Here is a 25,770-nt window from a genome sequence, read left to right as displayed (position 1 = left end):
TGTCACAGCTGTCCCACCCGGGTTATTTGACTTCGGGTCCACCTGGCCAACAAAAAGGAGCATGCCCACTCCCCTGACCGGCCAATGGACACTTCCATAAAATGTCCACCGCTCCGGCTGGGGGAGGGGCATGCTCACTCCGGCAGCGCTAGGGATTAGCCCCCAGGCACTTGTGGTACTTGACCCACGCGATCGAGTACTTGATCCAGCCGGCGATGTCATACCACTTGGTCGGCGGCACCGGTGCGGTGCACTGCGGCGGGACGGGCACGCTGGCCGCGACCAGCACGCCCGCCTTCACCAGGGTGCCGGACTCGACGGCGGTAAGCACCAGGGTGCCCGTGCCGGCGGCGGCTCCGGCAGGCACCAGCACGCTCACCGAGGCCGCACCGGCGGTCACCGGTACGATGCCGAGCGCGGTCACGGTACCCGCCGCGTCGATGAACTCGGCTCGCAGGGAGGTGTTGGCCGGGCTGCCCAGCGACGTGAGATCCAGCTTGGAGACCGCCAGCGTGATGGGGTCCCCGCCCTTGACCTCGGCCGCGGTGCTGTTCACCACGGCCACGGAACGCCGGGCGAAGTCGGGCGAGACCGGATTGTGGGCCTGCAGGTACTTGATCCACGCGTCACGGTCCACGAGTCCCGAGTCCTTGGTGCCGGCGCCGTCCTTGAAGATCCGGAAGTTGTCGCCGCCGGTTGCCAGGAAGCTGAACGTTCCGATCCGGTAGGACTTCGCCGGGTCGATCAGCGCACCGTTGACCCGGATCGCGGTAATCCGGTCACCGGCGGCGCGGGCGGTGTCGTAGGTGTAGTTGACGTTCTTGGACAGGCCCAGCTGCTGGTAGGCGCGGCTGGGGACTGTGCCGTCCGGGTTGGTCTGCCACTGCTGTTCCAGCAGCGTCTTGAACTGCGCACCGGTGAGCGTTGTGGTCCAGAGGTTGTTCACGAACGGCAGGACCGCGTTGGCCTCCGCGTAGGTGATGGTGCCGTCCGGCGCGTAGTACAGCTCGTTGCGCAGCCCGCCCGGGTTGACGACGCCGATCTCGGCGGCGCCGAGCTCGGGTGCCTTGAGCGCGTCCACGAGCGAGTCCGCCACGAGGTTGCCCAGGGTGGATTCGCTCGAGCGGTCATCACGCACGGCGGGGGTTCCGCCGAACGCCGTCGTGATATCCGCGGTGACCTTGCCGACCGGCTGGTTGCCGATCACGGCTGCGTCGGCGACGGCCTTGTCAGCGATGGCTTTCACCGCGGCCACCCGCGGGTACGTGGCGACCAGTCCGGCCGCCGCATCCGTCGTCCGCTTGACGTTGGCCGCCTTGTAGCCGGTGACGGACATGGTCTTGGTGTCGATCGTCAGCTGGATCTGGCCGATGAACTCGCCGTAGTTGCCGGTCTGCACGATCGGACGGGTCTTGCCCGTAGGCCGCCCGGCTGAATCCAGCACGGGGGCGTCCCACGCGTACTGCTTGTGGGTGTGGCCGTTGAAAATCGCAGCAACGTCCGGGGTGACGTCCTGGACCATCTTGGCGAAGGGGCCGCCGGCGGCGACTTCCTGCTCCAGGGTGGCGCCTTCGGGGGCGCCGGACCCGGCGCCGTCGTGGTTCTCCACGATGATCACGTCGGCGAGCTTGCCGGCCTTGATCTTCGCGGCGACGCGGTTGATGGCGGCCACCGGGTCACCGAATTCGAGGTCGGTGATCCCGGCCGGGGTGACCAGCGAGGGCACTTCCTGGGTCACGGTGCCGATCACGGCCACCTTGATCCCGTTCATGTCCAACACGGTGTGCTCCGGCAGGGCCGGCTCGGTGGTGCCCTTCTTGTAGACGTTGGCGCCCGTGTACGGGAACTTCGCGTTGCTGCCGCCGGCGATGACGCGGTCGCGCAGGTCGGCCCAACCGCCGTCGAACTCGTGGTTGCCCACCGCGGAGGTGCGCAGCTCGAGGGCGTTCAGCACATCGATGGTCGGCTGGTCCTTGGCGACGGCGGAGGCGAACAGCGAGGCGCCGATGTTGTCTCCGGCGGAGAGGAACGCGGTGGCACCGGGGGCCGCGGCCGCCCGGAGCTTCTCGATGGTTCCCGCGAACAGCACGGTGTTGGAATCGATGCGGCCATGGAAGTCGTTGATGCCCAGGAAGTTCAGGTCAACGCTGGCCGGCACGGCGGGCAGGTTCAGTCCCACCACCACCGGATCGTGGTCGCTGGCGCGGAACTGGTTCGGCACGTAGTAGTCGGTGACGTTGTTGTTGTAGCGGCTGTACTCCAGCGCCACGGATTCCACCGAGTTGATGTTCCAGATATCGGCGCCGGTGACGACGGCGTTGGCCGCCGGTGAGGCGAGGATGTGGTCCAGCGAGCCCACCAGGCCGCCGAAGAGGTAGGAGTGCTTGGCACTGCCGTCGGCGTTTTTGGCCTTGTCGTCCTGGTTGACGTACCCCGCGCCGGTGAGGACGTTGATCGGGTCCTCCTTGGCGTAGGAGTTGAAGTCACCGATCAGGAACACCTTGTTGGTGCCCTTGGACTTCTGCAGCTCGTCGGAGAAGGCCAGCAGGGACTGCGCCTGGGCGGTGCGGGCGAGGTTCGAATTGCCCTGGCCCTTGTCCGTGTCATCCGGCGTGGCCGCCGAGCCCTTGGACTTGAAGTGGTTGGCGATCGCGATGAACTTCTTGTCATCGGCGGCGCCGACGGGCTTGAAGACCTGGGCCAGCGGCTTGCGGGCGCTGGCGAAGGCGACCGTGTCGTTGTGGATGATGGACTCGCCCACCGGCTCGGCCGCGGCCTTCTTATAGATGAACGCGGTGCGGATCATGTCCTCGTCCGTCAGCGGGGGTGCGTTCGCGGGGGTGCGGACGTAGTCCCAGATGCCGGGCGTGGCGATGTTCAGGGCGTCAACCAGCTTGGACAGGGCGTCGTCGCGGTTCTTGCCGAACTGGGCCGAGTTTTCGACCTCCATCAGGGTGACGACGTCCGCGCCGGACTTGGAGATGGCGGCGACGATCTTGTCCTGCTGGCGCTTGAAGTTCTCCGCGTTGGCGGCGCCGCGGACGTTGCAGCCGCCGCTGACGGTGATCGGGTTCCCCGCCCGGTCGGTGTAGAACTTGCAGCCGGCGATCGGGTCCCCGGTGGTGGGGAAGTAGTTCAGCACATTGAACGAGGCGATCTTGAGGTTGCCCCCGACAGCTGCCGGTGCTTCCGCGCGGGTGGCGCCGAAGGCGGCCGGCTGGACGGTGTCCGCATTGGCCGCGGTCAGCTGGGTCAACGGCTGGAACTTCCAGGAGTTGTTGGCGTAACTGAGCACCACGTTGGTCTTGAACGTCACCGGCGCGCCGACCCGGACGGGGTCCGCGGTGGTGAGGTACGGCAGCGTCAGGGCCTTGGCGGTGGCGTCCTTGAGAAAGTTGGTGCTGGCGCCGTCGTCGAGCTTGATGCCGCGAGCGGCGTTGGCCGCGACGGTGGCGGTGTACTCGGGGGAGCCGTACGCGGCGACGGCGGTGGGCTGCTCCAGCGGGGTGGTGCCGCCGGCCAGGCCAATCTCGCCGTACTGGTTGAGTGAGAAGTTGTCAGCGACCGTGACCGGACCCTGCGGCGTCAGCAGCATGCCCTCGAGGGATTCGCGGAACCCTTCGTCGGCCGGGAGGGAGAAACCGGTGGCTTTCACCTCCGGGGCGGCCTCGGTCAGCTTGGTGACCCCGGCCGGGCCGGACACGTTGAGCTGTGTCATGCCGTAGTACTCGGCTACGTCGCCGGTGACTTCAAGGTAGTCACCGATCTGCACGGAGCCGACGGCGGAGGGCGCGTAGACAAAGATGGCGTCCGACGCCGTGTGGTTGGCGGGCGTCAGGTCGCCGCCGGTGCCGGGCGTCTGGAGATAGAAACCGGCGAAGCCGCCGGTGGGGAAGGCCGCGGTGACCTTGCCGCGGGTCGTCACCGAGGTTCCGGCGAGCGGGCTGGCTGTTCCCGTGCCCTGGATCTCGGCGATGCTCCTGAGGGCAGGCGGCGTGACGGGCCCCGGATCAACGGGCCCCGGAGCGGCGACACCGTTGGCGGCCTTGGGGGTGATGGCGGCGTTCAGGGCGAAGTCGGCGGAGTTGTTGTTGCTGTCCGCTCCGCCGCTGCGGTTCATGCTCTTGACGTCCGTGTTGCCCGAGGGCGCCGTTGCGGCCTGGGTTTCGAAGGTGTTGGAGGTCCCGTAACCGAGCAGATCGGCCACGTTGGCGGGTTCGACGACGGAGCCGGTGGCAAGCGGGTTCAGGGCCGTGGACTGCTTGGCCAGGACGATCGTGCCGCCCGCGCCGGCCGGGTTGAACCCGGTCGCGGTAGCGTCGGCGGCGGGCAGGTCCAGTCCGACGGTGCCGTTGCTGCCACCCATGAGCAGGTAGTACCCCTTGCCGGCGATGGTGCCGGTAAGCGGAGCGGTGGTGGACGGGGCGGTGGTGCCAGGCGCGGAGCGGTACTGGATGGACCAGCCGTCCAGGGCGACGGGGGCGTCCGAGGTGTTGAACAGCTCGACGAACTTGTTCTTGTAGGCCGCTCCGGCGCTGCCGCCACTGAGATAGACCTCATTGATGACGACCGGCGAAGTTCCGGCGGCTGCCGGCGAGACCTCCAGTGCGGCGGCAGGCACCGCTGTCAGCGGGGCTGCGATGAGCCCCGCGGACAGCGCAGTGCCCAGCGCTGTTTTCCAATAGGTGATTTTCATCCGCTCTAACTCTCATTAGGGTTCCCGGGTAAGGGCTGGGTGCGATGTCCGGGTTGATGGCCCCGGACCGGCCGGTCTGCTCCTGGTCAAGCAGATTCCGGCACAGCAAAACAGGGGTGAATGAACACAGGATGGATTGCATGTGCATTCGGCGAGACGGCCCCCAGCGGAACGCCTCACAGCCGGCGGGAACCCCAACAAGGTGCCCCAGCGCCGGTGTTGGTTGAGCATTTTTGGAATGACCCGGCCGTCCCCCTGGCCATGGCACTCAAGAGAATACCGGCCAGTAGCCGCCTGGAAAGCGGTTGGCCGGTATTTCTTACAGCAATTTTTCCAAAGGATTTAGAAAGTGCCCATGCTTAGCCGTTCTGGGCGCCGGAACCCTCCCGGCGGGTCTCCGCAACGATCTTGAACAGGGCTCCGGTGGGATCACTCAGGGTCGCGATCCGTCCGAACGGCGTGTCTTCGGGCGCCTGAAGCACTGTCGCACCCAACTCCACGGCCCTTCCCGCGGTGGCGTCGGCGTCCTGGACCGCGAAGTAGACCTGCCAGTTGGAGGGCGCGTCCGCGGGAAGATAGCCGGAGGCGTCCATGATCCCCGCCTTGGCCGCATCGCCGGCGCCGAGCGTGGTGTAGCGGAAGTCCGGGGTATCGCTCATGACGTCCGTGTTCCAGCCGAACACGTCTTGGTAGAACTTCACGGCCGTGGGGTAATCCTTGGCATGGAGTTCATGCCAAGCCGGGGCGCCGGGTTCGGCCGCCAGCTCGAAGCCCTTCATTTCGCGCGGCTGCCAGACCCCGATCGAAGCGCCGGTAGCGTCGGCGAACATCGCCATTTTGCCCTGCTCGGGGACTTCCATCGGTTCCATGTAGACCTGCCCGCCGTGTGCCTTCACGGCCTCGGCGGTAGCGGCGGCATCGTCGGCGCGCAGATAAGTGCTCCACACGTCCGGGAACCCGGACTGCTCGGCCATCTTCTGCATGATGCCGGCAACGGACTTTCCGTCCTTCGATGCGGTGATGTAGCCACCGTATTTCTCGGGGTCGCCGGCCTCGAAGGTCCAGCCGAACAGTTCGCCGTAGAAGGACTGCGCCTGCTGCGTATCCGAGGTCATGAGGTCGATCCAGCACGGTGCGCCGGGGGTGATGTCGGGCCTGGGCATGGGGGTCTCCTGCTCTGCGCGGCTGCGGCGTGCCTGCTGGGCAGCCTCAGCCTTGATGGTTGGGTCAGACAAGGGAGACCCTATGCCGGGGGTCCGACGGTTTCAATGGACCAGAATCAGGGTGACAAGCACCCTTGACACAGTCGCAGCGCGGCGCCAGACTGGGGTAATGACAAGCAAACTTGACAGGCGGGACCGCAGCGAAGGCGACCGCGCACGGGCCCGGGCCTACCATCGTGAATTCTGGCCGGGCATTGTCGCCTATGCTGTGGTGCTCACAGGGGTCTTGCTTTGGGGCGACCTGGACGGCCAGAGCCCCTGGCGGTTCCTGTGGGCCGTGCTGCCGGTGATCCCCGCGCTCTGGATCGTGCGGGCGGTGCTGCGCCACGTGCGGCGCAGCGACGAATACCAGCGGCTCCTGCTGCTGCACGGGTTCGGCGGCGGATTCGCCGTCGCCATGATCGCCTCCGTGACGCTGGCCTTCCTGGAGATTGCCGGGCTTGGGCTGACCGGTGCCGGGTGGTTGATCTACGGCGCCGGAATGCTGGGCTGGATCGTCACAGGCGCCATTGCGGGGCGTCGGTGAACAACCACCTCAAGGCGCTGCGCGAGGACCGGGGCTGGACCCAAGGGGCATTGGCGGACCGGCTCGGCGTTTCCAGGCAGACGGTGAACGCCTTGGAAACGGGCCGCTACGACCCCGCCTTGCCCCTGGCCTTTCGCATCGCCCGCCTGTTCGGGCAGCCCATCGAGGCCATCTTCATCCCGTCCGATGAACCCGACGCCCCCGCCCGCGGCTGATCTTCACACTGCGGGTGGGGTCCGACAGCCGTTCCGGTCAGGCCTGGTTGAAGCGGACCATGTTGCCGGACGGGTCGCGGAAGGCGCAGTCGCGCGGCCCCCACGGCTGGACGATGGGCTCCTGGAGGACTTCGGCGCCGGCGGCACGGACGGCCTCGAACGTGGCATCCAGGTCATCGGTGCGGAACACGATCACCGGCAGCACGCCCTTGGTGAGCAGCTGCTGCAGCGCGTCGCCGTCGTCCTGCGAGCGGCCCGCATGCGGGGGCGAAAGCACGATCTCCAGATCCGGCTGGGCCGCGCTGCCAAGGGTGACCCAGCGGTGGCCGTCCGAGCCGACGTCGTTGCGTACCTCCAGGCCGAGTACGTCGCGGTAGAAGGCGAGCGACTCGTCGAGGTCGTTGACGGTGATTTGTGCGTACTGCAATGAAATGTTCATGACTCCCACGCTAGGGGAGCGGCACTGCCGGTGCTTCTTCAATCCTGCTCGGTTTGCGTGGCGGCCGCGTGCGCAGCCGGGCGACGCAGGACGGCATGGCCTTGACCGCACGGTGCTCCAGGTCCCGGTAGGCGCTGGGAGTCATCCCGACGATTTCGGTGAACCGCGAACTGAACGAACCCAGTGAGGTACAGCCGACTTCCATGCAGGCGTCGGTTACGCTGGCGCCGGCCCGCAACAGCGCCATGGCGCGCTCGATCCGCCGCGTCATGAGGTAGTTGTACGGCGTCTCGCCGTAGGCGGCCTTGAACTGGCGGGAAAAGTGCGCCGGGGACATCAGCGCGCCGGCGGCCATGGTGGGCACATCGAGGGGCCGGGCGTAGCCGCGGTCGATCAGGTCCCGCGCCCGGCGCAGGTGGGCGAGGTTGGCCAGCTCCTGCGGTGTCATGCAGGAATTCTAACGCCGATCCGGTACGGGCTGACCCGGGAGCCGCTGACAAAGAACGCCGTAGAGCGCTGCCGCCGCGTCCGTCACACGCCGGGTAACGGCTGGGCACTAACCTCGGTTCCTTCGCGGAACACCAGCACCGGGCAGTGGGCGTGGTGGACCGTTTGAGTCGACACGGAACCGAGCATCATGCCGGTGAATCCGCCATGGCCGCGCGAGCCCACTGCCACAAGTTCGGCGTCCCGGGAGGCTTCCACGAGCGCCGAGGCAGGACTGCTTTGCACCAGTCGTCCCGTGATCTTCACTCCGGGGTTTCCTACGCGGGCAAGCTCCTCCTCGAGGATGGCCCGGGCATCTGACTGGAAAGCCTCGTAGTCCCAGGCCTGGCCCAGGGCGTCAGTGACGTAGGGGAAGTTCCACGCCGTAAGGGCCAGGACCTCGCCGTGGCGTAGCCGGGCTTCCTCGACCGCCCAGTCCATGGCTGCCCGGGATTGCGCCGAACCGTCCACTCCAACCACGATCCTGAAACTGTAGCTCCCTGCCATGAGCCATCCCCTTCGCTTCAATGCGCCCTGAGAAGTGCTGTATCGCCTCATCTTTGCACTGCCGGGGGTTCTCCGGGAGTGTGGCCGGCCAGCTAGACCCGGTTCAGCGCTTTGGCCGTCCCCGCCCGGGGGAGAGGCGGGCCGCCAGGCCCGCGAGCAGAATCGTGATTCCTTCGTCCAGTTCGGCCATCCCGTCGTAGTCTGCGAGCACGGGGGCGAGGGACCGGATGTGGGGAAATTCCTTCGGCGGCAACCGGTGCAGGCCAAGGCGGAGGAGGGCTTCGTTCTCCTCGGGATCAACGATGAACTCTTGCAGTTCGTTGAGGATGTGGCCGTACAGGTAGCCGTAGTAGGCGCGATAGACATGCAGCGCATCCGCCGGGGCGAAGCCGGCCTCAATCAGCAGGGAGAGAATCTGTTCCAGGGGTCGCAGCGTGCCCAGGGGGCGCAGGCCCAGCGGGGTGGACAGCGGGCGGGTGACGAGCAGCGGTACGACGTTGGGGTGCCGGAGCGCCAGGCCGCGCAGGCCGTGGGCAATGCGCCGGAGCTGGGCCTGCCAGTCCGGGTCATCGGGGACGATGTCCAATTCGTTCAGGACGAGCTCAGAGACGCCGTCCAGCAGGGCCGCGCGGTTTTCGGCGTAGCGGTACAGGCTCATTGGGTCCCTGCCGAGTTCCTGCCCGAGCCGGCGCATGGTGAGTGCGTCGAGTCCCTCGGCATCGACCAGCGCCAGGGCCGCGGACAGCACAAGCTCCCGGCTGAGGCGTTTTTTGGTGCCGGGGGATGGGTTACTGCCGGCGGCCGGTGTGGGCGGCGGCTTTTCTGCGGAGGACATGGTTCCGATCCTGTCGGTCCGAGGCCGGCCCTGACGGGCGGCCACCCTCGGAAGGTGATTCAGCGAGCTTGCATACACCGAAGTCTACGCCTACAGTCTACATTGTAGAGAGGCCCGATTCCTGCCTCCCCACAATGCCTCATCCCCGGTCTGCCGAGCTTCGGCGGCCGGGTTCCGCTTGGCGCCCCGTGCGTTGCGTTCAAGCGTCAGCTGCTGTAGCCCTCGGCGGCATTCAAAGCACCCAGCGGAAACGAGCCTCCCATGGCAGATTCGCAGTATGACCAGTTCCTCCACGAAGCCACCACTATCGACGGCGTCTCCGGCTCCGTCCTCGGACGGGATTGCCTCTATGGCGTCTACACGAGCTGGTGTTTCCTGTCCCGGGCTGTGCCCCGGCCTGAAGACGCCTTCTGGGCGGCCATGAAAGAGAAGAAGATCCGTCCCGGACACACGCCATTGCGCATCAAGGGCCCCGCGGCCACGGACTACATCCTGTCCAGTTACCCGGGACTGGTCTGAGCCGGGTGACCATCACCGCCGACACGTACCGGCCGGATGGCGCGCACCAACCCCGGGGCCGCCAGCCGTGGTGCGCGTCCTGCCACAGCGACCGGCACCTCCTGGCAGGCTCACTCGTGGTTCTGGATGACCGGCAGGAGACCGTTGCCCTCGCCATTACCTGCACCCGCTGCGGCGAATCCCGCGTCATGGCGACCACCGCAGCGTTTGCCGCCGCCGTTATGGGCCGGGCGGAAACGGGCCGGACGGATGGCACGGGAGACAGGTGAGGCCGGCCGGGCCGATCTTTCGATCGACCCAACCGGCCTCCAAACCGCGCAAACACTGCGCGCCCGCGGAAGGTAAGAGATTCGAACTCTTGGTACGGGGTTACCGCACACTGGTTTTCAAGACCAGCTCCATCGGCCGCTCGGACAACCTTCCCTAACGAGTAGTCTTTCATAGCCGGTCAGGAGCCACAAAAACCGGCGGCGCTCGCAGACGACGCCGGTTCGGGCACCTACTCTGGAGACAGGCGTTGTCCGCACCGTGTGATGGGCGGCGCCCAGCCCGTACGAAAACCAGTGAGGAATCGGGAGTTCGCCATGAAGGCTGTCTACATCTCTGCGCCCGGCGGCCCGGAAGCCCTGGAGCTCCGCGACGTGCCGCCGCCCGTTCCGGGCCCGGGCGAGGTGTTGATTGACGTGGTGGCTGCCGGCCTCAACCGGGCGGACGTCCAGCAGCGGCGGGGGTTCTACCCGCCGCCCCCGGGCGCCTCCGAGATCCCGGGCCTCGAAGTGTCCGGCCGGATCGCCGGCTTCGGCCCCGGCGTCACCAAGCCCTTCTCCGTCGGGGACAAGGTCGTTGCCCTGCTCGCCGGGGGCGGCTACGCCGAACAGGTGGCGGTTCCGGCCGGCCAGGTGCTGCGGATTCCCGACGGCGTGGACTTGGTTACCGCCGCGGCGCTGCCGGAAGTCGCGGCCACGGTCTATTCCAACCTGGTCATGACGGCGCAGCTGCAGGCCGGGGAAACCGTACTTATCCACGGGGCCACCGGCGGTATCGGCACCATGGCTATCCAGCTGGCGAAAGCCCTCGGTGCTCGGGTGGCCACCACTGCAAGTACCGCGGAGAAGGTTGGTACCGCAAAGGCCTTCCTCGGTGCCGACATCGCTATCAACTACACCGTGGAGGATTTCCCCGAGAGCCTGCGCGCCCAAAACGGCGGCAAGGGCGCGGATGTCATCCTCGACGTCGTCGGGGCAAAGTACCTCCGGCAGAACGTGGAAGCGCTCGCCGACTACGGCCGGCTCGTCGTGATCGGGCTGCAGGGCGGGACCACGGCGGAACTGGACCTGAGCGTGCTGCTCCGCAAGCGCGCGGCCATCATCGCCACCGCGCTTCGTCCGCGCCCCGTGGAAGAAAAAACGGTCATCATGAATGCGGTCCGCGACGCCGTCTGGCCGATGCTCGCCGATGGCCGGATCCGGGCGCTGGTGGCCAAGACGTTTCCGCTGGACCAGGTCCAGGCGGCCCACCGCTACTTCGATTCGGGTGAGCACGTGGGCAAGGTCCTGCTCGTCACCTAGTCCAAGGCGCCTTCCCCGGTGTGACGTAATGCATGCCTCTGTAGGCATATGCTTGGCGGCCGCCCGGTGCTAATGACGATAATGTAGTTCCATGCGCGGTATACACGCGTCTTGGGGCGCGTGTATGCCGTCGTCCTGCTACCCTCGGGAGCACCATGTCTATCCGCCACAGCCTTCTCGCGCTGCTGCAGGACCGGCCCCGCTACGGGTACCAGCTCAGGACCGAATTCGAGGACCGCACCGGATCGTCCTGGCCCCTCAACATCGGGCAGGTCTACACCACCCTGGACCGCCTTGAACGCGACGGCCTTGTGCAAAAAGACGGCGGCGACGGCTCGGGCCACATCATCTACAGCATCACCGAGGCAGGCCAAGCACAGGTCCGTGAGTGGTTCCACTCACCCGTGGGCCGGGCCAATCCGCCCCGCAACGAGCTCGCCATCAAGCTGGCGCTCGCACTCACACTCCCCGCCGTCGACGTCGGCGGACTTATCCAGGCTCAGCGCGCCGTCTCCATCCGGGCCCTGCAGGAGTACACCAAGTCCCGGCGCGAAGCCGCCGTGCAGCCGCGCCCGACCGACACGGCGCGTCTCCTGGTCCTGGATTCACTCATCTTCCAAACCGAGGCCGAGGTCCGCTGGCTGGACCTCTGCGAAGCCCGGCTGATGCAGCTGGCCGGACCGGCCTGACAGCCTGCACCACTGTGACGCCGCCCACCGCGCATCGGACACCGCTCGGCGAGCGGACAGGCGCGCCGGGCCGCCTGCCGTGTCCATCCGAACGCCCGGTTGGTAAGGTGCCATGGGGCAGATCTGACTGCTGATCTGTTAGATGGGGTTTCTCAAGGAGGAGACATGGGCACAATGCCAGATGGCAGGCTAAACAAGCTAAACACCGCACAACTCGACGACGGGATCTCACCGGTACCGGGGCTTCCGGCCACGGCCATCGACGAGACCGTCCGTGAAGCGGAAGAGCGCAAATGGACGCCCGCGAAAATCGCCCTCTGGGTGGCAATCGCGCTGCTGGGCGGCGTCGCCTGGTTCATGCTCGCGATCGTCCGCGGCGAGACGGTAAACGCGATCTGGTTTGTGTTCGCCTCGGTCTGCACCTACCTGATCGGCTACCGCTTCTACTCCAAGGTGATCGAGCGGTACATCACCAAGCCGAACGACCGCCGCGCCACCCCCGCCGAATACAAGGCCGACGGCAAGGACTACGTCCGGACTGACCGCAACGTCCTGTTCGGCCACCACTTCGCCGCCATCGCCGGCGCCGGACCGCTGGTCGGTCCGGTCATTGCGGCCCAGATGGGCTACCTGCCGGGCACCATCTGGATCATCATCGGCGTCGTCCTGGCCGGTGCGGTCCAGGACTACCTGGTGCTGTTCTTCTCCATGCGCCGCGGCGGCCGGTCCCTGGGCCAGATGGCCCGCGAAGAACTCGGCGTGGTCGGCGGCACCGCCGCCCTCGTTGCCACCCTCCTGATCATGGTGATCATCGTCGCCATCCTGGCCCTCGTCGTCGTCAACGCCCTCGGCGAAAGCCCCTGGGGCGTGTTCTCCGTCGGCATGACCATCCCGATCGCCCTGTTCATGGGTGTCTACCTGCGCTACCTCCGCCCAGGCAAGGTCATGGAAGTCTCGATCATCGGCTTCGTGCTGCTGATGGCCGCCATCATCGGCGGCGGCGCCGTGGCAGGCACCGAATGGGGCGCCGCGGTCTTCCACCTGGACAAGGTCACCATCGCCTGGGGCCTGATCATCTACGGTTTCATCGCGGCGATCCTGCCCGTCTGGCTGCTGCTCGCGCCCCGGGACTACCTCTCCACCTTCATGAAGATTGGCGTGATCGTGATGCTGGCCGTCGCCATCATCGTGGTCCGTCCGGAAATCAACGTCCCGGCCTTCAGCGAGTTCGCCAGCCGCGACAACGGCCCCGTCTTCTCCGGCGCCGTGTTCCCCTTCCTGTTCGTCACGATCGCCTGTGGCGCCCTCTCCGGCTTCCACGCCCTGATCTCCTCCGGCACGACGCCGAAGCTCATCGAAAAGGAACGCCAGACCCGCCTCATCGGCTACGGCGGCATGCTGATGGAGTCCTTCGTCGCCATCATGGCGCTCGTGGCAGCCATCTCCATTGACCGCGGCATCTACTTCGCCATGAACGCCCCCGTCGCCCTGACCGGCGGCACCGTGGAATCGGCCGCGCAGTGGGTCAACAGCCTGGGCCTCGCCGGGGTCAACATCACCCCCGGTGAACTCGCCCAAACCGCCAAGGACGTCGGCGAGCAAAGCATCATCTCCCGCTCCGGCGGCGCTCCCACCCTCGCCGTGGGCCTGGCGCACATCATGCAGCAGTTCATCGGCGGCACCGCCATGATGGCTTTCTGGTACCACTTCGCCATCATGTTCGAGGCGCTCTTCATCCTCACCGCGGTCGACGCCGGCACCCGCGTCGCACGCTTCATGCTCCAGGACTCGATCGGCAACTTCGTCCCGAAGTTCAAGGACCACTCGTGGCGCCCGGGGGCCTGGCTGACCACCGCGGTTATGGTGTTGGCGTGGGGAGCGGTGCTGCTGATGGGCGTCACCGACCCGCTGGGCGGCATCAACACCCTGTTCCCGCTGTTCGGCATCGCCAACCAGCTGCTCGCGGCCATCGCCCTCGCGGTGGTCCTCGCCATCGTGGCCAAGCGCGGCACCTTCAAGTACCTCTGGATCGTGGCGCTCCCGCTGGCGTTCGCCGCCGTCGTGACCATTACGGCCAGTTTCTACAAGATCTTCTCGCCGGTGCCCGCCGTCGGCTACTTCGCCAACAACGCGGTTTTCGCCAAGGCGCTGGCCGAGGGCAAGACCTCCTTCGGCACGGCCAAGACGCAGGCCGCGATGGAAGCCGTGGTCCGCAACACGATGATCCAGGGCTGGCTCTCGGTGATCTTCGTGGTGCTGAGCATCATCGTCATCATCACGGCGGTAATCGCGGCTATCAAGGCGTACCGCAACGCCTCCGCGGGCGTCGCCAACGTGGAGTTCGAGGATCCGGCGCAGCCGTCCCGTGTCTTCGCGCCGGCCGGCGTCTTCCCCACCGCGGCGGAGCGTGAGCTGGACGCGGAGTGGAAGAAACTGCCTGCAGAGCAGCGGCTCGAACACTCCGCCCGGCACTGAGGACGCAGCCATGAACGCGTTCCTAGCGGGATTCCGGGGCTTTGCCGACTACTTCAGCGGGGTCCTCGGAGCCGATGCCTACAAGAAGTACCTGGAGCACCACCGGGCCTCGGGCCACGACGGGCCCCCGATGTGCGAGCGGGACTTTTGGCGGGACCACACGGACCGTCAGGACAGCAATCCGCAAGGCCGCTGCTGCTAGGCTGCGGGCACCGGGCAGCATCTGGGGCCGCATCTGCGCCGAGTGGCTAACGCCCTGCAGGGGGCGCCGCCGGGAACACCCGTTCCCGGCGGCGCCCCCTGCCGTTTCCGGGTACGATGCCGGGCACGGACCCGGCGTCACGCACCCCGTCACTTACCTCCGACGCGTGAGAGTATGAAGCCATGAGCGATCCGAAAGACACTCAGCCCGGCCGCGACACGGCCCCGGAAGGCGCCCCGGTGGAGGGCGTTACGACGCCCGCTGCCCCGCAGAACGAGGCAGGAGCGTTTAGCGGCGGACAAAGCCCGCGCCTGCTCGATTCCCGCGATCCGGCCCCGCGCAGCCGGGCAAGCCACCTCCAGGATCTGGTGGACGAACCGGCCAAGGTGATGCGGATCGGCACCATGCTCAAACAGCTCTTGGACGAAGTGAAGTCCGCCCCGCTGGACGACGCGGCCCGGGCCCGGCTGGCCGAAATCCACGAACGCTCGATCAAGGAACTGGAGGACGGGCTGGCGCCCGAGCTGGTCCAGGAACTCGAGCGGATCCATTTGCCGTTCCCCGAGGACGGCACCCCCTCCGACGCCGAACTGCGCATCGCACAGGCCCAGCTGGTGGGCTGGCTCGAGGGCCTCTTCCACGGCATCCAGACAGCCATCGCGGCCCAGCACGCCGTCCGCGAGCACGCGGCCGCCCAGCTGCAACTCCGCCAGCTTCCGCCCGGCACCATGATCGCGCCGGGCGTCATCATCGGCGAAAACGGCGAGCCCCAGCGCGCCGCCGAGCCGCAGCCCGGTGACGATCCCTCGCAGCCAGCCAAACCCGCCGACCCGGACCACGGTCCCGGCCAGTACCTCTAGGGCACCATTGGGATTCTTTAGCGCCGCTCGGCAGGGACGCAAGGACGACGTCGAACTCGGCAAGGGACTGTGGCGTCGCGCCCACGACCGGTTCCTCCGCGGGCTGGACCGCTACCACCAGGTGCTCGAAGGCGTCGAGGACGAGGCGCTGTACGCCGAACTGGTCGAGATCGCCAACGAACTCTCCGCCCTGGCAGGCCGGGTCCGGCAGATTTGCATGGAAGCCCAGCGCCGCTCGCCCAGTGACGGCCTCGACATCCCCGGCGCCCTGGCCGGCGTACACCGCTCGCTCTCGACGGCGGGCAACTCACTGGCCATGACGGCGGAGGCGGCGGCCATGCTCCGCCTCGCCGTCGGGCCGGTTCCGGTGGGTGCTGCCTCCGTTCGACGCCGCGCGGAGTCCGTCGTGGAGCACGTCGACGACGCCGAACGGCGCCTCGCCGAGGCGGCCGCGGGCAGCTGAGGCCGCATATTCCGGGTTAAGCGCCTAGCTTAGCCGGGCGGAAAACACTGGCCTGACCGGCCTCCCGTTGGCAGGATAGATGGATGACTTCTTCACCTGAACTGACATTCAATGACGGCAACACCATCCCGCAGCTCGGTTACGGCGTCTGGCAGGTAGAGGACGACGTCGCCGAGAAGGTGGTTGTCCAAGCCTTCGAGGCCGGCTTCCGGCACATCGACACCGCCAAGATCTACGGAAACGAGGCCGGGGTGGGCCGCGCGATCGAGCGCTCGGGCCTCAAGCCGGAGGAAATTTTCATCACCACCAAGCTGTGGAACGCGGACCAGGGCTATGAGTCCACCCTCCAGGCCTTTGAGGAATCCATGGAGCGTCTCGGCCTCGAGACCCTTGATCTGTACCTGATCCACTGGATGCAGCCGAAGCAGGACAAGTACGTTGACACCTGGAAGGCGCTCATCGAGCTCCAGAAGCAGGGCCGGGTGAAGACGATCGGCGTCTCGAACTTCACCAAGGAAGGGCTGCAGCGCCTGATCGACGAAACCGGTGTTGTGCCGGCCATCAATCAGGTTGAGCTTCACCCGTTCTTCAACCAGGCCGAGCTCCGCGACTTCAACGCCTCCAAGGGCATCCTCACCGAAGCCTGGTCGCCGCTGGGCCAAGGCGGGGAACTGCTCGAAAGCCCGGTCATCTCCCAGATCGCGGCCAAGCACAACGCCACTCCGGCGCAGGTGGTCATCGCCTGGCACCTCGCGATCGGCAATGTCGTGATCCCCAAGTCGGTCACCGAGTCGCGGATCCGTGAAAACTATGCGGCCCTGGACGTCACCTTGGACGAGACCGACGTGCAGGCCATCAACGGCCTGGACCGCAGCGCAGAGGGCGCCGGCCGCATCGGTCCGGACCCGGCGGTCTCCGACTTCGCCTAAGCAGCCTTGTTGTGGCAGGGCCTCCACCTTCGGGTGGGGGCCCTGTTTGCATCCTCAGGCGGCCGCCCGGCCCCCCCGCAGGCGCACGACGTCGACGACGGCCCAGCCGTGTTCGTCCCGGACCCGTCGGCTGGCGAAGCGTTCGGCCGCCGCGGCGTCGTCGAACGACTCGGTGCGCACCCGGCCGCACTCGGTGTCCAAGTACGTGACTTCCCAGTACATGGCTGATGGCTGCTGGGTTGATGGCTGCTGGACTGCTGAGACATCCTGATGCTGTTCCATACTTCAAGTCTGCAACCGGCCTCTGACAGTCAGCGGTCAGCCGCCCGGCGTGTTGCCCAGCCGCAGCACCCGTTCCCGGGCCAGGTCTTCCCGGCGGCGGTCCTTGTCCGCGGCCCGGGCGGCCTGCTGTGCTGCGGCGGAGGCCTGCTCCAGGCGCTTCCGGGCCTCCCGCAGCCCAGTCTCGGCCTGCGCCAGGCCTTCCCTGAGCCGGGCCGCCTCCTCCGCCAGGGCCTCGGCAGCGGCGGCGGCCTCGCCCAGCTCCCCGGCTGCGCGGTCAGCTTCCGCCGTGCTTGAGCGGGCGGCCTCGGACGCTTGCTCCAAGGCGGCGCGGGCACGCTCCCGCACGGATGGACCTGGCGCCGGCCGCTCCTGCCCGACGGCCCGCAACCGCGGCTGGGGCGCCGACGGCGGAGGGACCAATCCTTGCCACGGCACCGCCCCTCCCGGCGCGGTCGTCGTCGGAGCCCCGGCCGGAACGGCGGGTCCGGGGGCATCCGGGAGGGCGACGGCGTCATCGAGGTCCACGACGTCGACCCCGTCGGCGGTGAGCGCCCGGAGCAGGCACCCGCTGCGGACGGCCGCGGCAGCGCCCTCGTCGGCTGTGGCGGCGCGCAGAGTCTGTTCCACTTCCGTCGCGATGGTGGCGCTGAATTTCCGGCCCTGCTGCTCCGCCACCGCGCCGGCTGCCCCGACCGCGTCGGCCAGCAGCTTCCGCCGTTCCCCGGCGAGGCGGCGGAGCGTTGCGGCATCAAGGGCCGCCTGGGCCTGGCGCATGGCGAGCCCCAGCTCCGCCACTTCCCGGAGCGCTTCGGGCCGGTGCCAGGCGAGCATGTTGACGGCCCAAGCGCTCACCGAGGGCTTGGGGAGGGCGCGGACCTCCGCAGCACGGGAGCGCAGCTCCGGCGTCGCGGGCTGCGCCCCGAGCAGCGCCTTGGCCGCCGCGGTGCGGGCCGCGACGAAATTGTCGAACGGCAGCGCATAGAGCTGTGCCGCGATGCCCGCCAGCTCACGGTTTGCCATGCAAGAATCATAGAAGCTCCGGCCCCCGCGCCGGGGGGCGCGCAGCACACGTCCACCGTAGGAGAGCCCACGTGATCGAAATTGCCGGACTGCCGGCCCATATCCTCTTGGTCCACGCCGTCGTGGTGCTTGGCCCGATCGCCGGCCTCGCGGCCATCGTCTACGCGGCGGTGACCCGCTGGCGGAGGTACCTGGCCTGGCCGCTGGGTGTTCTCTCGCTGGGGCTGGTCCCGGTCGCGCTCGTCACTGCGCAGGCGGGCGAGCAGCTGGAGAAGGCCCGTCCGGCTACGCAACTGGTCCGCGAACACGCCCAGCAGGGCGACGTGCTGAAGATCGTTTCGGTAATATTTTTCGTCATCGTCGCGGCGATGATCGTAGTGAGCTTCGAGCCCATCGGCCGGCGCTTCGCCTTCCTGGGGCCGCTGCGGGAAAACCGCGTCCTCCGGGTGGTCCTGCTGGTTGCCGGAGCCCTGGCCGGAGCGTTCTTCCTGTACCAGAGTGTCATCACCGGGCACTCCGGCGCGGCCTCCGTCTGGGCGCGCTAGCGCGGACCTGACCGGGCCGGCGCGCTCCGCTGCCACGCCGGGCGCGCCCGCCGCACCGTCATCAGCAGCAGGACCAAGGCCACGGCCTGCAACACCGCGACCGCGGCGATCAGGGCAGGGCGCGCCTCGTAGAGGGCACCGTAGAGGGCGCCCCCGGCCAGCGCACCGGCCCCCTCGAAAGCCGCGAAGACCCCGTACGCCGACCCCTGCCGCGCCTCCGGTACGAGGTCAGCGACCAGCGCCTTGACGGTGGAGTCCTGGACCCCGGTCGCGGCGCCCCAGATCGCCACGCCGGCCAGCACCAGGCCGATCCCCGTGGAGAACGCCAGCACCGGGACGGCGGCAATCAGCACGGGCAGGGAGAGCAGCACGGCCGGGCCCGCCCGGTCATAAAGGAAGCCGCTGCCGAGGGCGCCGAGCGCCGCCGCGCCCATGGCCGCGGCGTAGAGCAACGGCACCACCGGAGCCGCGACTGCCGCCGCGTTAGTCAGGTGGTAGGAGATGACGCCGAACGCCACCAGCCCCGCGCTCCAGAAAAAGGCGCACACCGCAAAGGGCAGGAAAACACCGGATAACAACGACGCCGGTCTGCCGGCCGGTGCGGACGGGGCGCTGGCGCCGTCGCCGCCGTCGGGCGCCGCGGACCGGCCGCCGGGGGCCGAAACGGAACCCTCGCCGTCGGGCGCCGCGAGCCGGCGGCGCAGCCAGAGCAGCAGCGCCAGCGCTGCCGCGGCCGGTACGGCCAGCACCGCGAACGCGGCGGAGATAAGGCCGGTGGCCGCCAGCACGGCCGCGACGATCACCGGCCCGAGCAGCGCGCCGGTGAGGTCCAGGGACTTGTGCACGGCGAAGCCCCGGCCCCGCCCCACGTGTTTGGCGGCCGAGGCCAGCAGCACCGTCTTTGCCGGACTCCGCACTGCCTTGCCCACACGGTCTCCGATGATCAGCACCGAGGCCGCCCCGAGCCCCGCGGCGCCAGCAGCCGGGGCGAACGCGAGGAGCGGCACGCAGAGGGCCGTCAGGGCATAACCGGCCAGCGTGAACGTCCAATACTTCCGGGTGCGGTCCGCCCACGGTCCGAAAATCACGCGCAGGCCCTGCGCCGCTGCCTCGGCCCCGCCCGTGACGAGCCCCACCAGCAGCGCGGAGGCGCCAAGTTGGGCCAGCAGCGGCCCGGCGAGCGGCCGGGCCCCGTCGGAGACGATGTCGGTGGCAAGGCTAACCAGCCCGAAACCAACCACCGTGCCCCAGGGGCGGCGGTCCCGCCCCGGCGTTGTGGCCTGGGCTGGGGACGTGCGCGGCCCGGAGGGGACGGGCACCTCGCGCTCAGGCCGCTCCATGTCCCAAGGGTCGCGGACCTGGCGGGGATTGACAAGGGCGGAGCTCCGGCCGGCGGTCCTTAGCGACCGTGCGGGGCGCCTTTGGGTCCGGTGCCGGTTGCCGCCCCCTCAGAACACGGCGTGTCCGGGTCGAAGTGCCCCCGCAATGTAGCTGCGCTCCGCGGTCCGGTCCTACCGTGCGTCTTCCTGCTGCAGGGTTCGTCGGGCAGGTAGCGCCCACCCTTGCCGGCCCCGCGCCGCGGGCCTATGATGCGCGGACATTTTGTCAGGGATTTTCCCGTGCCCGTGGGGGGACTTTTTTCGCAAAGTTACGAAGGAGCAACCTCATGAAGCGATTGATCGCACCTCTCGTCCTCGTCATCGGACTTTTCGCCGGGACGGGCTCCGCAGTTGCCGCACCGCCAACGCCAGTCGACCCGACACCGGAGACGCTTGACTGCCCCGGTTTCCAAGTCGAGGCCGTGACTGTGGGCAAGGCTAAAGTGATCGAACAGTTTCCCCATCACTACAATGGCTCCAAGCCGTTGCGGCTCTTTACCAACGTGGGTGCAGCTATCACAATCACGCTGACGGGCCCGACCGCAAAAGTGGTCAGCTACTCCTTGAACGGGACAATACGGGTGGCGCTTGGACCTACCGACATTGTCTATAAAGCGACCGGAAAAAACCTGATCTCGCTCCCCATTGGTTCCGGCGCCCCTGGCATCTTCTACACATCAGGTCAGGTGAACTGGACTTTGAATGGGCCGGTTTCCCCGAACGGGGGGCTAACCGGGCCGGGCAAAATAACGGACGTCTGCGCGATCCTGGCGCCTTAAGCGCGGCATGCCCGATCCTATTCACTGGCCCCTCGGTAGTGTGTGGCCAACGGCCGACCGGCCGGATCCACCCGAGACGAAGGAGTGCTCATGGCAGGCAAGTTCGAGGTCTACAAGGACAAGTCCGGCGGGTTCCGGTTTCGGCTCATGTACTCGCGCCAAACAACAAACCCCGTATACCCGCTGAATCAGCGGGTATACGGGGTTCTTCTCGAGCTTCCTATCAGAATCGAACTGATGACCTTCTCATTACGAGTGAGACGCTCTACCGACTGAGCTAAGGAAGCAACCGCGTGAAACCCCGGCGAACCGGGCGGATCATGCAAGAGACAACTGTAATGGAGTCCCTGCACCCGGTCAAAATGGGCCGCGGGGCGGCTTCCGGAGGGGAGCAGCCGGTCAGCAGACGGTGTTGTCTGTCGGGGTCTTTCCGTCCACGAGGTAGCCGTCCACGGCGTTCTCGATGCAGCTGTTGGACCGTCCGTAGGCGGTGTGGCCCTCGCCCTTCCACGTCAGCAGGGAGGCTGTGCCCAGTTGCTTGCGCAAGGCGCTAGCCCACTCGACCGGCGTTGCCGGGTCGCCGGTGGTGCCCACCACGACGATCTCGGTCGAACCCTTGTACTCGACCGGCGCAGGGGTGCGCACGTTCTTGTAAGGCCAGTCCTTGCAGCTCGTGCCGCCGTAGGCGAAGTAGTAGCCCAGGGTGGGGGAGAGTTGGCGGAGGTGCTGTTCCTCGGCGCGCATCGCGGCCGTGTCGGAGGACATCGGATAGTCGAGGCAGTTGACGGCGGTGAAGGCGAACGTGGAGTTCGCCGAGTAGGTGCCGTTCGGCTCCCGGTCCGCGCCGAAGTCGGACAGCCGGAGCATCGGGGACAGGTCGCCTTTCATCGCGCTGTCCAGGGCCTGGGTCAGCACGGGCCAGTTGTCGGAGTTGTAGAACGGCAGGATGAAGCCGCTGACGAACATGGACGCGTTCACCACCCGTCCGTCTTTGGCGGGCTTCGGGTTCGCTTCGACGGAAGCGATGATGTCCTGGATCTGTTTGACGGCGTCGCCCGGGGTGCCGCTGAACGGGCAGCCGCTGTTTTGGAGGCACTTGGTCACATAGGCGTGGATGGCCTTCTCGAAAGCCCTCGCCTGGCCTGCGGTCAACTCCTCATTGCTCAGCGAGGGGTCCATCGCGCCGTCCAAGACCATCCGGCCCACGTTGTCCGGGAACAGGGACGCGTAGGTGGAGCCGAGGAAGGTGCCGTAGGAATACCCGAGGTAGTTCAGCTTCGCGTCGTTGAGGACGCCGCGGAGCACGTCCAGGTCCTTGGCGGCGCTGGCGGTGTCCACGTGGGCCAGGACGGGCCCGGTCTTCTCGGCGCACTTGGCGGCAATGACTTTGTTGTCCTTGAGGGTTTCGGCCAGCCCTGCGTCGGTGTCCAGCTTGTAGATCTTGGCGCGGGATTCGTCGCGTTCCTGGTCGGTGAGGCAGGTGACGGGCGCTGAGCGCTTCACGCCGCGCGGGTCGAAGCCGACGACGTCGTAGTTCGCGCGCACCTTCTCCGAGATGTTCGTGGAGCCGGCGTCTTTGACGAAGTCGTACCCGGAGCCGCCCGGGCCGCCCGGGTTGACCAGCAGGCTGCCCTTCTTGTTGCCGCCCTTCGTGGCCAGCTTGATGGCAGCGATTTCGATCGTGTCGCCGTCGGGTTTGCTGTAGTCCAGCGGCACCTTGACCTTGGCGCACTGGAAAGTGCCCTCGCAACGCGTCCAGCTGAGCTGCTGGGAGTAGAACTTCCGGAGCTCGGCGGGGGCCGCGGCGGCGATCCCGGGGTCGGCCGTGGCCTGAGCGCTCTTGGAGCCGCCGTCACCGGAGCCGAAGAGGGTGCAGGACGACAACACCAGGGCCAGCACCAGGCCCAGCGCCAGGGCGCCGGCCGCCCGCACCCCGCGGTCCACGGGTCGGTGGCCTGCGGGCCGTGGTGCTGCTGACGTCATGCGGTTCTCCTTGGGATGTGGAACTGTGCGAAGCAAGGCGGGTCGAGCGTTGGTCAGGTCAGATCAGGCTGGCGGCCATGGACTCTATCGCCAGCAGCGGCGCCACGTTGGTGGTCGTAATCCGCTTGCGGGCCTTGTTGATGGCGTCCATGCGGGCAAGCGTCACCTCGGCCGTGGAACGTCCGGCAAAGTCCTGCAGTTCGTTCCTCAGCTCAACGTTGACCAGTTCGACGGCGTTCCCCATCTGGATGATCAGCACATCCCGGTAAAAGGACAACAGGTCGGTCAGGGTGCGGTCAAGCGAGTCGGTGACGGAGCGCTTGGCGCGCCGCTTCTGGTCGTCCTCGAGCTGTTTGACCTGTCCGCGCATGGCCGGCGGGAGCGGCCCGCTTTCCGGGGCGCCGAGCGTGGCGAGCAGCGCGGCCTTCTCCGCGGCGTCGCGCTCTTCGTTGGAGCTGTTGGCCTCCTCGGTGGCGATTTTGACCAGCTTGTCCGCCATCATCACCGCCGCGGTGATGCCGCGCAGCTGCAGCGGGAACCGCACGGTCTCCAGCCGGCGCTCCCGTGCCTCCGGGTCCCGGGCCAGCCTGCGCGCGATCCCCACATGGCTTTGCGCTGCCCGGGCCGCGCGTTCGGCGACGTCCTGGTCGACGCCGTCGCGTTTGACCAGGAGGGCCGCGACGTCGGCGGCCGGCGGGAGCCGTAGCGCCACCGGTCGGCAGCGGGAGCGGATGGTCACGAGCACGTCCGCTGGGGAGGGGGCGCAGAGCATCCAGATGGTGCGCGGCGTGGGTTCCTCGATCGCCTTTAGCAGCACGTTGGTGGTGCGCTCCGCCATGCGGTCCGCGTCCTCGACGACGATGATGCGCCAGCGCGCGGAGGAGGGCCGGTTGCCCGCGCTTGAGACCAGCTCGCGGGCCTCATCGATGGTGATCGTGACTTTCTCGGTCCGCACGAACGTGACGTCGGAGTGCGTTTCGCCCACGATTGTCTGGCACGCCGGGCACACGCCGCAGCCTCGCCGGGCCACGTCCTCCTGGTCACAGTTCAGGGCCGCGGCAAACGCCTTCGCGGCGTTGGAGCGGCCGGAGCCCGGTGGCCCGGTGAACAGCCAGGCGTGCGTCAGCCCGTCACCCTCCGCGGCCTGGCGCAGCTGGGCGACGACGGCGGGCTGGCCCTGGAGGTCGTCCCAGACGCTCATGCCGAGCTGCCTTGGCGGAGTGCGAGTAACGCCTGGACCCGTTCCAGGATCCGGGCGGCCAGCTCTGGCACGGGCAGGTGCGCGGCGAGGACCAGATACTGCTCCGGCCGGGCCGCTGCCAGCGCCAGGAAGGCGGCGCGGATCCTGGCGTGGAATTCGTCGGCCTCCGATTCGAGCCGGTCTTCCGGGGTGTTCCCGGCGGTGCGCCGCCGTCGTCCATCGGCCGGGTCGACGTCGAGCAACACCGTGAGGTCCGGCTGCAGGCCGGAGGTGGCCCAGTCGTTGACTTCGCGGACCGCGTCCGTGCCGAGGTCGCGGCCGGCGCCCTGGTAGGCCACCGAGGAGTCGATATACCGGTCGGTCAAAACCACCTCGCCCCGTTCCAGCGCGGGCCGGATGACTTGGGCGGCATGGGCGGCGCGGGAGGCCGCGAAGATCAGGGCCTCGGTGCGCGCGTCGATGTGGCCGTGGCCATGGTCCAGCACGAGGGACCGGAGCTTCTCGCCGATCGGGGTGCCCCCCGGTTCCCGGGTCCGCAGCACGGTCAACCCGCGTGACTCCAGCGCCCGGGCGAGTTCCGCGGCCTGGGTGGACTTGCCGGCTCCGTCGCCGCCCTCGAAGGCAATGAACAGTCCGGGGAACGGGCCGGGAGTCTCGATAGTCACTGCTCTAGCCTACCGACAATCACCGACACTATGGCGGCCTGCGCGTAACGCCTTACGGGCCCGGCGCGGCTCCAAAGTACCCTGTGTCCATGAGTCTCTCCGAAGAACAGGTCGCCATGCTCTCCGCCGAAACCCTTGTGGTGGCCGCAGGCAGGCCGCCGCGCGAGCGCGACGCCCCGGTCAACCCTCCGATCGTGCTGTCCTCGACCTACTTCGGCACCGGCCCGCTGGGCCCGGGCGACCGCGGCTACGGACGCTACTCCAACCCCACCTGGGACCCGTTCGAGCAGGCCCTCGCGCAGCTGGAAGGCGCGGCGCTGCCCGGGCTGCTGTATGCCTCGGGTCTCGCCGCCGTCAGTTCCGCGCTGTCCCTGGTTCCGGCGCAGGGGGTGCTGGTGATGCCGTCCCACAGCTACGCCGGGTCGCTGGTGATGGCGACGGAGTTGGCGCAGAAGGGCGCGCTGGAGCTGCGCACCGTGGACATCGCGGACACCGACGCCGTGCTTGAGCAGTTGGCGCCCGCCGGGGGCAAACCGGCCAGCATGCTGTGGCTGGAGAGCCCCACGAACCCGATGCTCGGCGTCGCCGACATCCGTGCACTCACCGCGGCGGCGCACGCGGCCGGGGCCCTGGTGGTCACCGACAACACCTTCTCCACCCCGCTCGTGCAGCAGCCGCTCAGCCTGGGCTCCGACGTCGTCCTGCACTCGGTCACCAAGTACCTGTCCGGCCATTCCGACATCGTGTTGGGTGCCCTGGTGACCTCCGACGCCGAACTGCACGCGAGTCTGCTGCACCACCGCACGATCCACGGCGGAATCGCCGGGCCGTTCGAGGCGTGGCTGGCACTGCGGGGTCTGCGCACCCTTGCCTTGCGGGTTGAGCGCTCGCAGGCCTCCGCGGCGTTCCTCGCCGAACAACTGAGCGGGCACCCGCGGGTCGGGGCCATCCGGTACCCGGGACTCCCCTCAGACCCCGGCCACGAGCGGGCCAAGGCCCAGATGAGGGGCTTCGGCTCCGTGCTGTGCATCGAAATGGCGCCGGTGGCCGGGGCCGGCCTGAGCGGCGCGGACGCCGCCGACCGGATGATCCGGGCCCTGCAGCTGTGGCTTCCGGCCACTTCGCTGGGCGGAGTGGAATCGCTGATCGAGCGCCGGCGCCGGCACACGGCGGAGCCTGCCAGCGTGCCGGACAACCTGGTCCGGCTGAGCGTGGGAATTGAAAACGTCGAGGACCTGTGGGCCGATTTGCAGCAGGCTTTGGCCACACTGGACGGCTAGGCTG

26 protein-coding genes and 2 tRNA genes are annotated in these 25,770 nt (G+C 68.0%); 14 read left to right on the top strand and 14 right to left on the bottom strand.

Annotated features, from left to right (window positions below; genetic code table 11):
• Positions 1-148: 148 nt before the first annotated feature.
• Together ACZ5Z0_RS06695 and ACZ5Z0_RS06690 are read right to left on the bottom strand one after the other, a co-directional pair.
• The gene (locus ACZ5Z0_RS06695; protein WP_464110419.1) at positions 149-4,696 is read right to left on the bottom strand and encodes an ExeM/NucH family extracellular endonuclease; all 4,548 of its coding nucleotides are present in this window, start codon (positions 4,694-4,696) and stop codon (positions 149-151) included.
• Between the two features lie 359 nt (positions 4,697-5,055).
• Positions 5,056-5,859, bottom strand: a complete 804-nt coding sequence (locus ACZ5Z0_RS06690) for a VOC family protein (RefSeq protein WP_464110743.1) — start codon at positions 5,857-5,859, stop codon at positions 5,056-5,058.
• A gap of 169 nt (positions 5,860-6,028) precedes the next feature.
• On the opposite strand from ACZ5Z0_RS06690, the gene ACZ5Z0_RS06685 reads away from it, so the two are divergent.
• Both ACZ5Z0_RS06685 and ACZ5Z0_RS06680 read left to right on the top strand, forming a co-directional pair.
• On the top strand, positions 6,029-6,445 hold the full coding sequence (locus tag ACZ5Z0_RS06685; RefSeq protein ID WP_464110418.1) for a hypothetical protein: 417 nt from the start codon (positions 6,029-6,031) through the stop codon (positions 6,443-6,445).
• On the top strand, positions 6,442-6,660 hold the full coding sequence (locus tag ACZ5Z0_RS06680; protein ID WP_464110417.1) for a helix-turn-helix transcriptional regulator: 219 nt from the start codon (positions 6,442-6,444) through the stop codon (positions 6,658-6,660). Before ACZ5Z0_RS06685 ends, ACZ5Z0_RS06680 begins: the two co-directional genes overlap by 4 nt.
• 37 nt (positions 6,661-6,697) lie before the next feature.
• Here the strand turns inward: ACZ5Z0_RS06680 and ACZ5Z0_RS06675 are convergent, their stop codons facing one another.
• The 4 genes from ACZ5Z0_RS06675 to ACZ5Z0_RS06660 form a co-directional block, all read right to left on the bottom strand.
• Positions 6,698-7,099, bottom strand: a complete 402-nt coding sequence (locus ACZ5Z0_RS06675) for a VOC family protein (RefSeq protein WP_464110416.1) — start codon at positions 7,097-7,099, stop codon at positions 6,698-6,700.
• A 10-nt stretch (positions 7,100-7,109) separates the two neighbouring features.
• Entirely contained in the window at positions 7,110-7,547 is a 438-nt protein-coding gene (locus ACZ5Z0_RS06670) for a helix-turn-helix transcriptional regulator (protein ID WP_464110415.1), read from the bottom strand.
• A gap of 83 nt (positions 7,548-7,630) precedes the next feature.
• Entirely contained in the window at positions 7,631-8,092 is a 462-nt protein-coding gene (locus ACZ5Z0_RS06665; RefSeq protein WP_464110414.1) for a universal stress protein, read from the bottom strand.
• Between the two features lie 103 nt (positions 8,093-8,195).
• A complete protein-coding gene (locus ACZ5Z0_RS06660) occupies positions 8,196-8,927 on the bottom strand; it encodes a TetR/AcrR family transcriptional regulator C-terminal domain-containing protein (protein ID WP_464110413.1) in 732 nt (243 codons plus the stop codon).
• A gap of 261 nt (positions 8,928-9,188) precedes the next feature.
• Between ACZ5Z0_RS06660 and ACZ5Z0_RS06655 the strand changes: the two genes are divergently transcribed.
• Positions 9,189-9,446 (top strand): hypothetical protein, encoded by a 258-nt coding sequence (locus tag ACZ5Z0_RS06655; RefSeq protein ID WP_464110412.1) that lies wholly within the window; start codon positions 9,189-9,191, stop codon positions 9,444-9,446.
• 5 nt (positions 9,447-9,451) lie between these two features.
• Entirely contained in the window at positions 9,452-9,715 is a 264-nt protein-coding gene (locus tag ACZ5Z0_RS06650) for a hypothetical protein (protein WP_464110411.1), read from the top strand.
• A gap of 66 nt (positions 9,716-9,781) precedes the next feature.
• On the opposite strand, the gene ACZ5Z0_RS06645 is transcribed toward ACZ5Z0_RS06650, so the two are convergent.
• Positions 9,782-9,869: transfer RNA gene (locus ACZ5Z0_RS06645), tRNA-Ser, on the bottom strand.
• Positions 9,870-10,030: 161 nt separating this feature from the next.
• On the opposite strand from ACZ5Z0_RS06645, the gene ACZ5Z0_RS06640 reads away from it, so the two are divergent.
• The 7 genes from ACZ5Z0_RS06640 to ACZ5Z0_RS06610 all read left to right on the top strand — a co-directional run bounded on the left by ACZ5Z0_RS06640 (position 10,031) and on the right by ACZ5Z0_RS06610 (position 16,632).
• Complete coding sequence (locus tag ACZ5Z0_RS06640; protein WP_464110410.1) at positions 10,031-11,014, top strand: NAD(P)H-quinone oxidoreductase; 984 nt, start codon at positions 10,031-10,033, stop codon at positions 11,012-11,014.
• Positions 11,015-11,169: 155 nt separating this feature from the next.
• Positions 11,170-11,703, top strand: coding sequence for a PadR family transcriptional regulator (locus tag ACZ5Z0_RS06635; protein WP_464110409.1), 534 nt, complete (start codon positions 11,170-11,172; stop codon positions 11,701-11,703).
• A 165-nt stretch (positions 11,704-11,868) separates the two neighbouring features.
• Entirely contained in the window at positions 11,869-14,178 is a 2,310-nt protein-coding gene (locus ACZ5Z0_RS06630) for a carbon starvation CstA family protein (RefSeq protein ID WP_464110408.1), read from the top strand.
• Positions 14,179-14,188: 10 nt separating this feature from the next.
• A complete protein-coding gene (locus ACZ5Z0_RS06625) occupies positions 14,189-14,380 on the top strand; it encodes a YbdD/YjiX family protein (RefSeq protein WP_464110407.1) in 192 nt (63 codons plus the stop codon).
• Positions 14,381-14,562: 182 nt separating this feature from the next.
• Complete coding sequence (locus ACZ5Z0_RS06620) at positions 14,563-15,240, top strand: bacterial proteasome activator family protein (RefSeq protein ID WP_464110406.1); 678 nt, start codon at positions 14,563-14,565, stop codon at positions 15,238-15,240.
• Between the two features lie 7 nt (positions 15,241-15,247).
• Positions 15,248-15,703: a hypothetical protein gene (locus ACZ5Z0_RS06615; RefSeq protein WP_464110405.1), complete on the top strand. Its 456-nt coding sequence runs from the start codon at positions 15,248-15,250 to the stop codon at positions 15,701-15,703.
• A gap of 83 nt (positions 15,704-15,786) precedes the next feature.
• Positions 15,787-16,632: an aldo/keto reductase gene (locus ACZ5Z0_RS06610; RefSeq protein ID WP_464110404.1), complete on the top strand. Its 846-nt coding sequence runs from the start codon at positions 15,787-15,789 to the stop codon at positions 16,630-16,632.
• Positions 16,633-16,686: 54 nt separating this feature from the next.
• Here the strand turns inward: ACZ5Z0_RS06610 and ACZ5Z0_RS06605 are convergent, their stop codons facing one another.
• Positions 16,687-16,914, bottom strand: coding sequence for a hypothetical protein (locus ACZ5Z0_RS06605; protein WP_464110403.1), 228 nt, complete (start codon positions 16,912-16,914; stop codon positions 16,687-16,689).
• 36 nt (positions 16,915-16,950) lie between these two features.
• The gene (locus ACZ5Z0_RS06600; RefSeq protein ID WP_464110402.1) at positions 16,951-17,934 is read right to left on the bottom strand and encodes a hypothetical protein; all 984 of its coding nucleotides are present in this window, start codon (positions 17,932-17,934) and stop codon (positions 16,951-16,953) included.
• 71 nt (positions 17,935-18,005) lie between these two features.
• On the opposite strand from ACZ5Z0_RS06600, the gene ACZ5Z0_RS06595 reads away from it, so the two are divergent.
• Complete coding sequence (locus ACZ5Z0_RS06595) at positions 18,006-18,479, top strand: hypothetical protein (RefSeq protein ID WP_464110401.1); 474 nt, start codon at positions 18,006-18,008, stop codon at positions 18,477-18,479.
• On the opposite strand, the gene ACZ5Z0_RS06590 is transcribed toward ACZ5Z0_RS06595, so the two are convergent.
• Entirely contained in the window at positions 18,476-19,819 is a 1,344-nt protein-coding gene (locus ACZ5Z0_RS06590; protein WP_464110400.1) for an MFS transporter, read from the bottom strand. The genes ACZ5Z0_RS06595 and ACZ5Z0_RS06590 overlap by 4 nt on opposite strands.
• Before the next feature lie 326 nt (positions 19,820-20,145).
• On the opposite strand from ACZ5Z0_RS06590, the gene ACZ5Z0_RS06585 reads away from it, so the two are divergent.
• Positions 20,146-20,637, top strand: a complete 492-nt coding sequence (locus ACZ5Z0_RS06585; protein ID WP_464110399.1) for a hypothetical protein — start codon at positions 20,146-20,148, stop codon at positions 20,635-20,637.
• A gap of 214 nt (positions 20,638-20,851) precedes the next feature.
• Here the strand turns inward: ACZ5Z0_RS06585 and ACZ5Z0_RS06580 are convergent.
• From ACZ5Z0_RS06580 to tmk, 4 genes are all read right to left on the bottom strand, one after another.
• Positions 20,852-20,924, bottom strand: a tRNA-Thr gene (locus ACZ5Z0_RS06580).
• Positions 20,925-21,036: 112 nt separating this feature from the next.
• A complete protein-coding gene (locus ACZ5Z0_RS06575; RefSeq protein WP_464110398.1) occupies positions 21,037-22,620 on the bottom strand; it encodes an alpha/beta hydrolase in 1,584 nt (527 codons plus the stop codon).
• Positions 22,621-22,678: 58 nt separating this feature from the next.
• Positions 22,679-23,821: a DNA polymerase III subunit delta' gene (locus ACZ5Z0_RS06570; RefSeq protein ID WP_464110397.1), complete on the bottom strand. Its 1,143-nt coding sequence runs from the start codon at positions 23,819-23,821 to the stop codon at positions 22,679-22,681.
• The gene (tmk, locus tag ACZ5Z0_RS06565) at positions 23,818-24,486 is read right to left on the bottom strand and encodes a dTMP kinase (RefSeq protein WP_464110396.1); all 669 of its coding nucleotides are present in this window, start codon (positions 24,484-24,486) and stop codon (positions 23,818-23,820) included. The genes ACZ5Z0_RS06570 and tmk overlap by 4 nt, the downstream gene beginning before the upstream one ends.
• 89 nt (positions 24,487-24,575) lie before the next feature.
• Here tmk and ACZ5Z0_RS06560 point away from each other — a divergent pair, with 89 nt between their 5' ends.
• Complete coding sequence (locus tag ACZ5Z0_RS06560) at positions 24,576-25,766, top strand: trans-sulfuration enzyme family protein (protein ID WP_464110395.1); 1,191 nt, start codon at positions 24,576-24,578, stop codon at positions 25,764-25,766.
• Positions 25,767-25,770 lie beyond the last annotated feature (4 nt).

The organism is Arthrobacter sp. T2-23, assembly GCF_055398325.1.
This window is presented reverse-complemented; position numbering and strand designations above follow the sequence as displayed.

Bases quoted from the DNA above. Each gene is read 5' to 3' on its own strand.
- ACZ5Z0_RS06590 (WP_464110400.1), bottom strand. From the start codon at position 19,819: ATGGAGCGGCCTGAGCGCGAGGTGCCCGTCCCCTCCGGGCCGCGCACG.
- ACZ5Z0_RS06675 (WP_464110416.1), bottom strand. From the start codon at position 7,099: ATGAACATTTCATTGCAGTACGCACAAATCACCGTCAACGACCTCGAC.
- ACZ5Z0_RS06695 (WP_464110419.1), bottom strand. From the start codon at position 4,696: ATGAAAATCACCTATTGGAAAACAGCGCTGGGCACTGCGCTGTCCGCG.
- ACZ5Z0_RS06625 (WP_464110407.1), top strand. From the start codon at position 14,189: ATGAACGCGTTCCTAGCGGGATTCCGGGGCTTTGCCGACTACTTCAGC.
- ACZ5Z0_RS06600 (WP_464110402.1), bottom strand. From the start codon at position 17,934: ATGGCAAACCGTGAGCTGGCGGGCATCGCGGCACAGCTCTATGCGCTG.
- ACZ5Z0_RS06670 (WP_464110415.1), bottom strand. From the start codon at position 7,547: ATGACACCGCAGGAGCTGGCCAACCTCGCCCACCTGCGCCGGGCGCGG.
- ACZ5Z0_RS06560 (WP_464110395.1), top strand. From the start codon at position 24,576: ATGAGTCTCTCCGAAGAACAGGTCGCCATGCTCTCCGCCGAAACCCTT.
- ACZ5Z0_RS06605 (WP_464110403.1), bottom strand. From the start codon at position 16,914: ATGGAACAGCATCAGGATGTCTCAGCAGTCCAGCAGCCATCAACCCAG.
- ACZ5Z0_RS06635 (WP_464110409.1), top strand. From the start codon at position 11,170: ATGTCTATCCGCCACAGCCTTCTCGCGCTGCTGCAGGACCGGCCCCGC.
- ACZ5Z0_RS06690 (WP_464110743.1), bottom strand. From the start codon at position 5,859: ATGCCCAGGCCCGACATCACCCCCGGCGCACCGTGCTGGATCGACCTC.
- ACZ5Z0_RS06585 (WP_464110399.1), top strand. From the start codon at position 20,146: ATGAAGCGATTGATCGCACCTCTCGTCCTCGTCATCGGACTTTTCGCC.
- ACZ5Z0_RS06620 (WP_464110406.1), top strand. From the start codon at position 14,563: ATGAGCGATCCGAAAGACACTCAGCCCGGCCGCGACACGGCCCCGGAA.
- ACZ5Z0_RS06630 (WP_464110408.1), top strand. From the start codon at position 11,869: ATGGGCACAATGCCAGATGGCAGGCTAAACAAGCTAAACACCGCACAA.
- ACZ5Z0_RS06655 (WP_464110412.1), top strand. From the start codon at position 9,189: ATGGCAGATTCGCAGTATGACCAGTTCCTCCACGAAGCCACCACTATC.
- ACZ5Z0_RS06610 (WP_464110404.1), top strand. From the start codon at position 15,787: ATGACTTCTTCACCTGAACTGACATTCAATGACGGCAACACCATCCCG.
- ACZ5Z0_RS06660 (WP_464110413.1), bottom strand. From the start codon at position 8,927: ATGTCCTCCGCAGAAAAGCCGCCGCCCACACCGGCCGCCGGCAGTAAC.
- ACZ5Z0_RS06665 (WP_464110414.1), bottom strand. From the start codon at position 8,092: ATGGCAGGGAGCTACAGTTTCAGGATCGTGGTTGGAGTGGACGGTTCG.
- ACZ5Z0_RS06575 (WP_464110398.1), bottom strand. From the start codon at position 22,620: ATGACGTCAGCAGCACCACGGCCCGCAGGCCACCGACCCGTGGACCGC.
- ACZ5Z0_RS06640 (WP_464110410.1), top strand. From the start codon at position 10,031: ATGAAGGCTGTCTACATCTCTGCGCCCGGCGGCCCGGAAGCCCTGGAG.
- ACZ5Z0_RS06570 (WP_464110397.1), bottom strand. From the start codon at position 23,821: ATGAGCGTCTGGGACGACCTCCAGGGCCAGCCCGCCGTCGTCGCCCAG.
- ACZ5Z0_RS06685 (WP_464110418.1), top strand. From the start codon at position 6,029: ATGACAAGCAAACTTGACAGGCGGGACCGCAGCGAAGGCGACCGCGCA.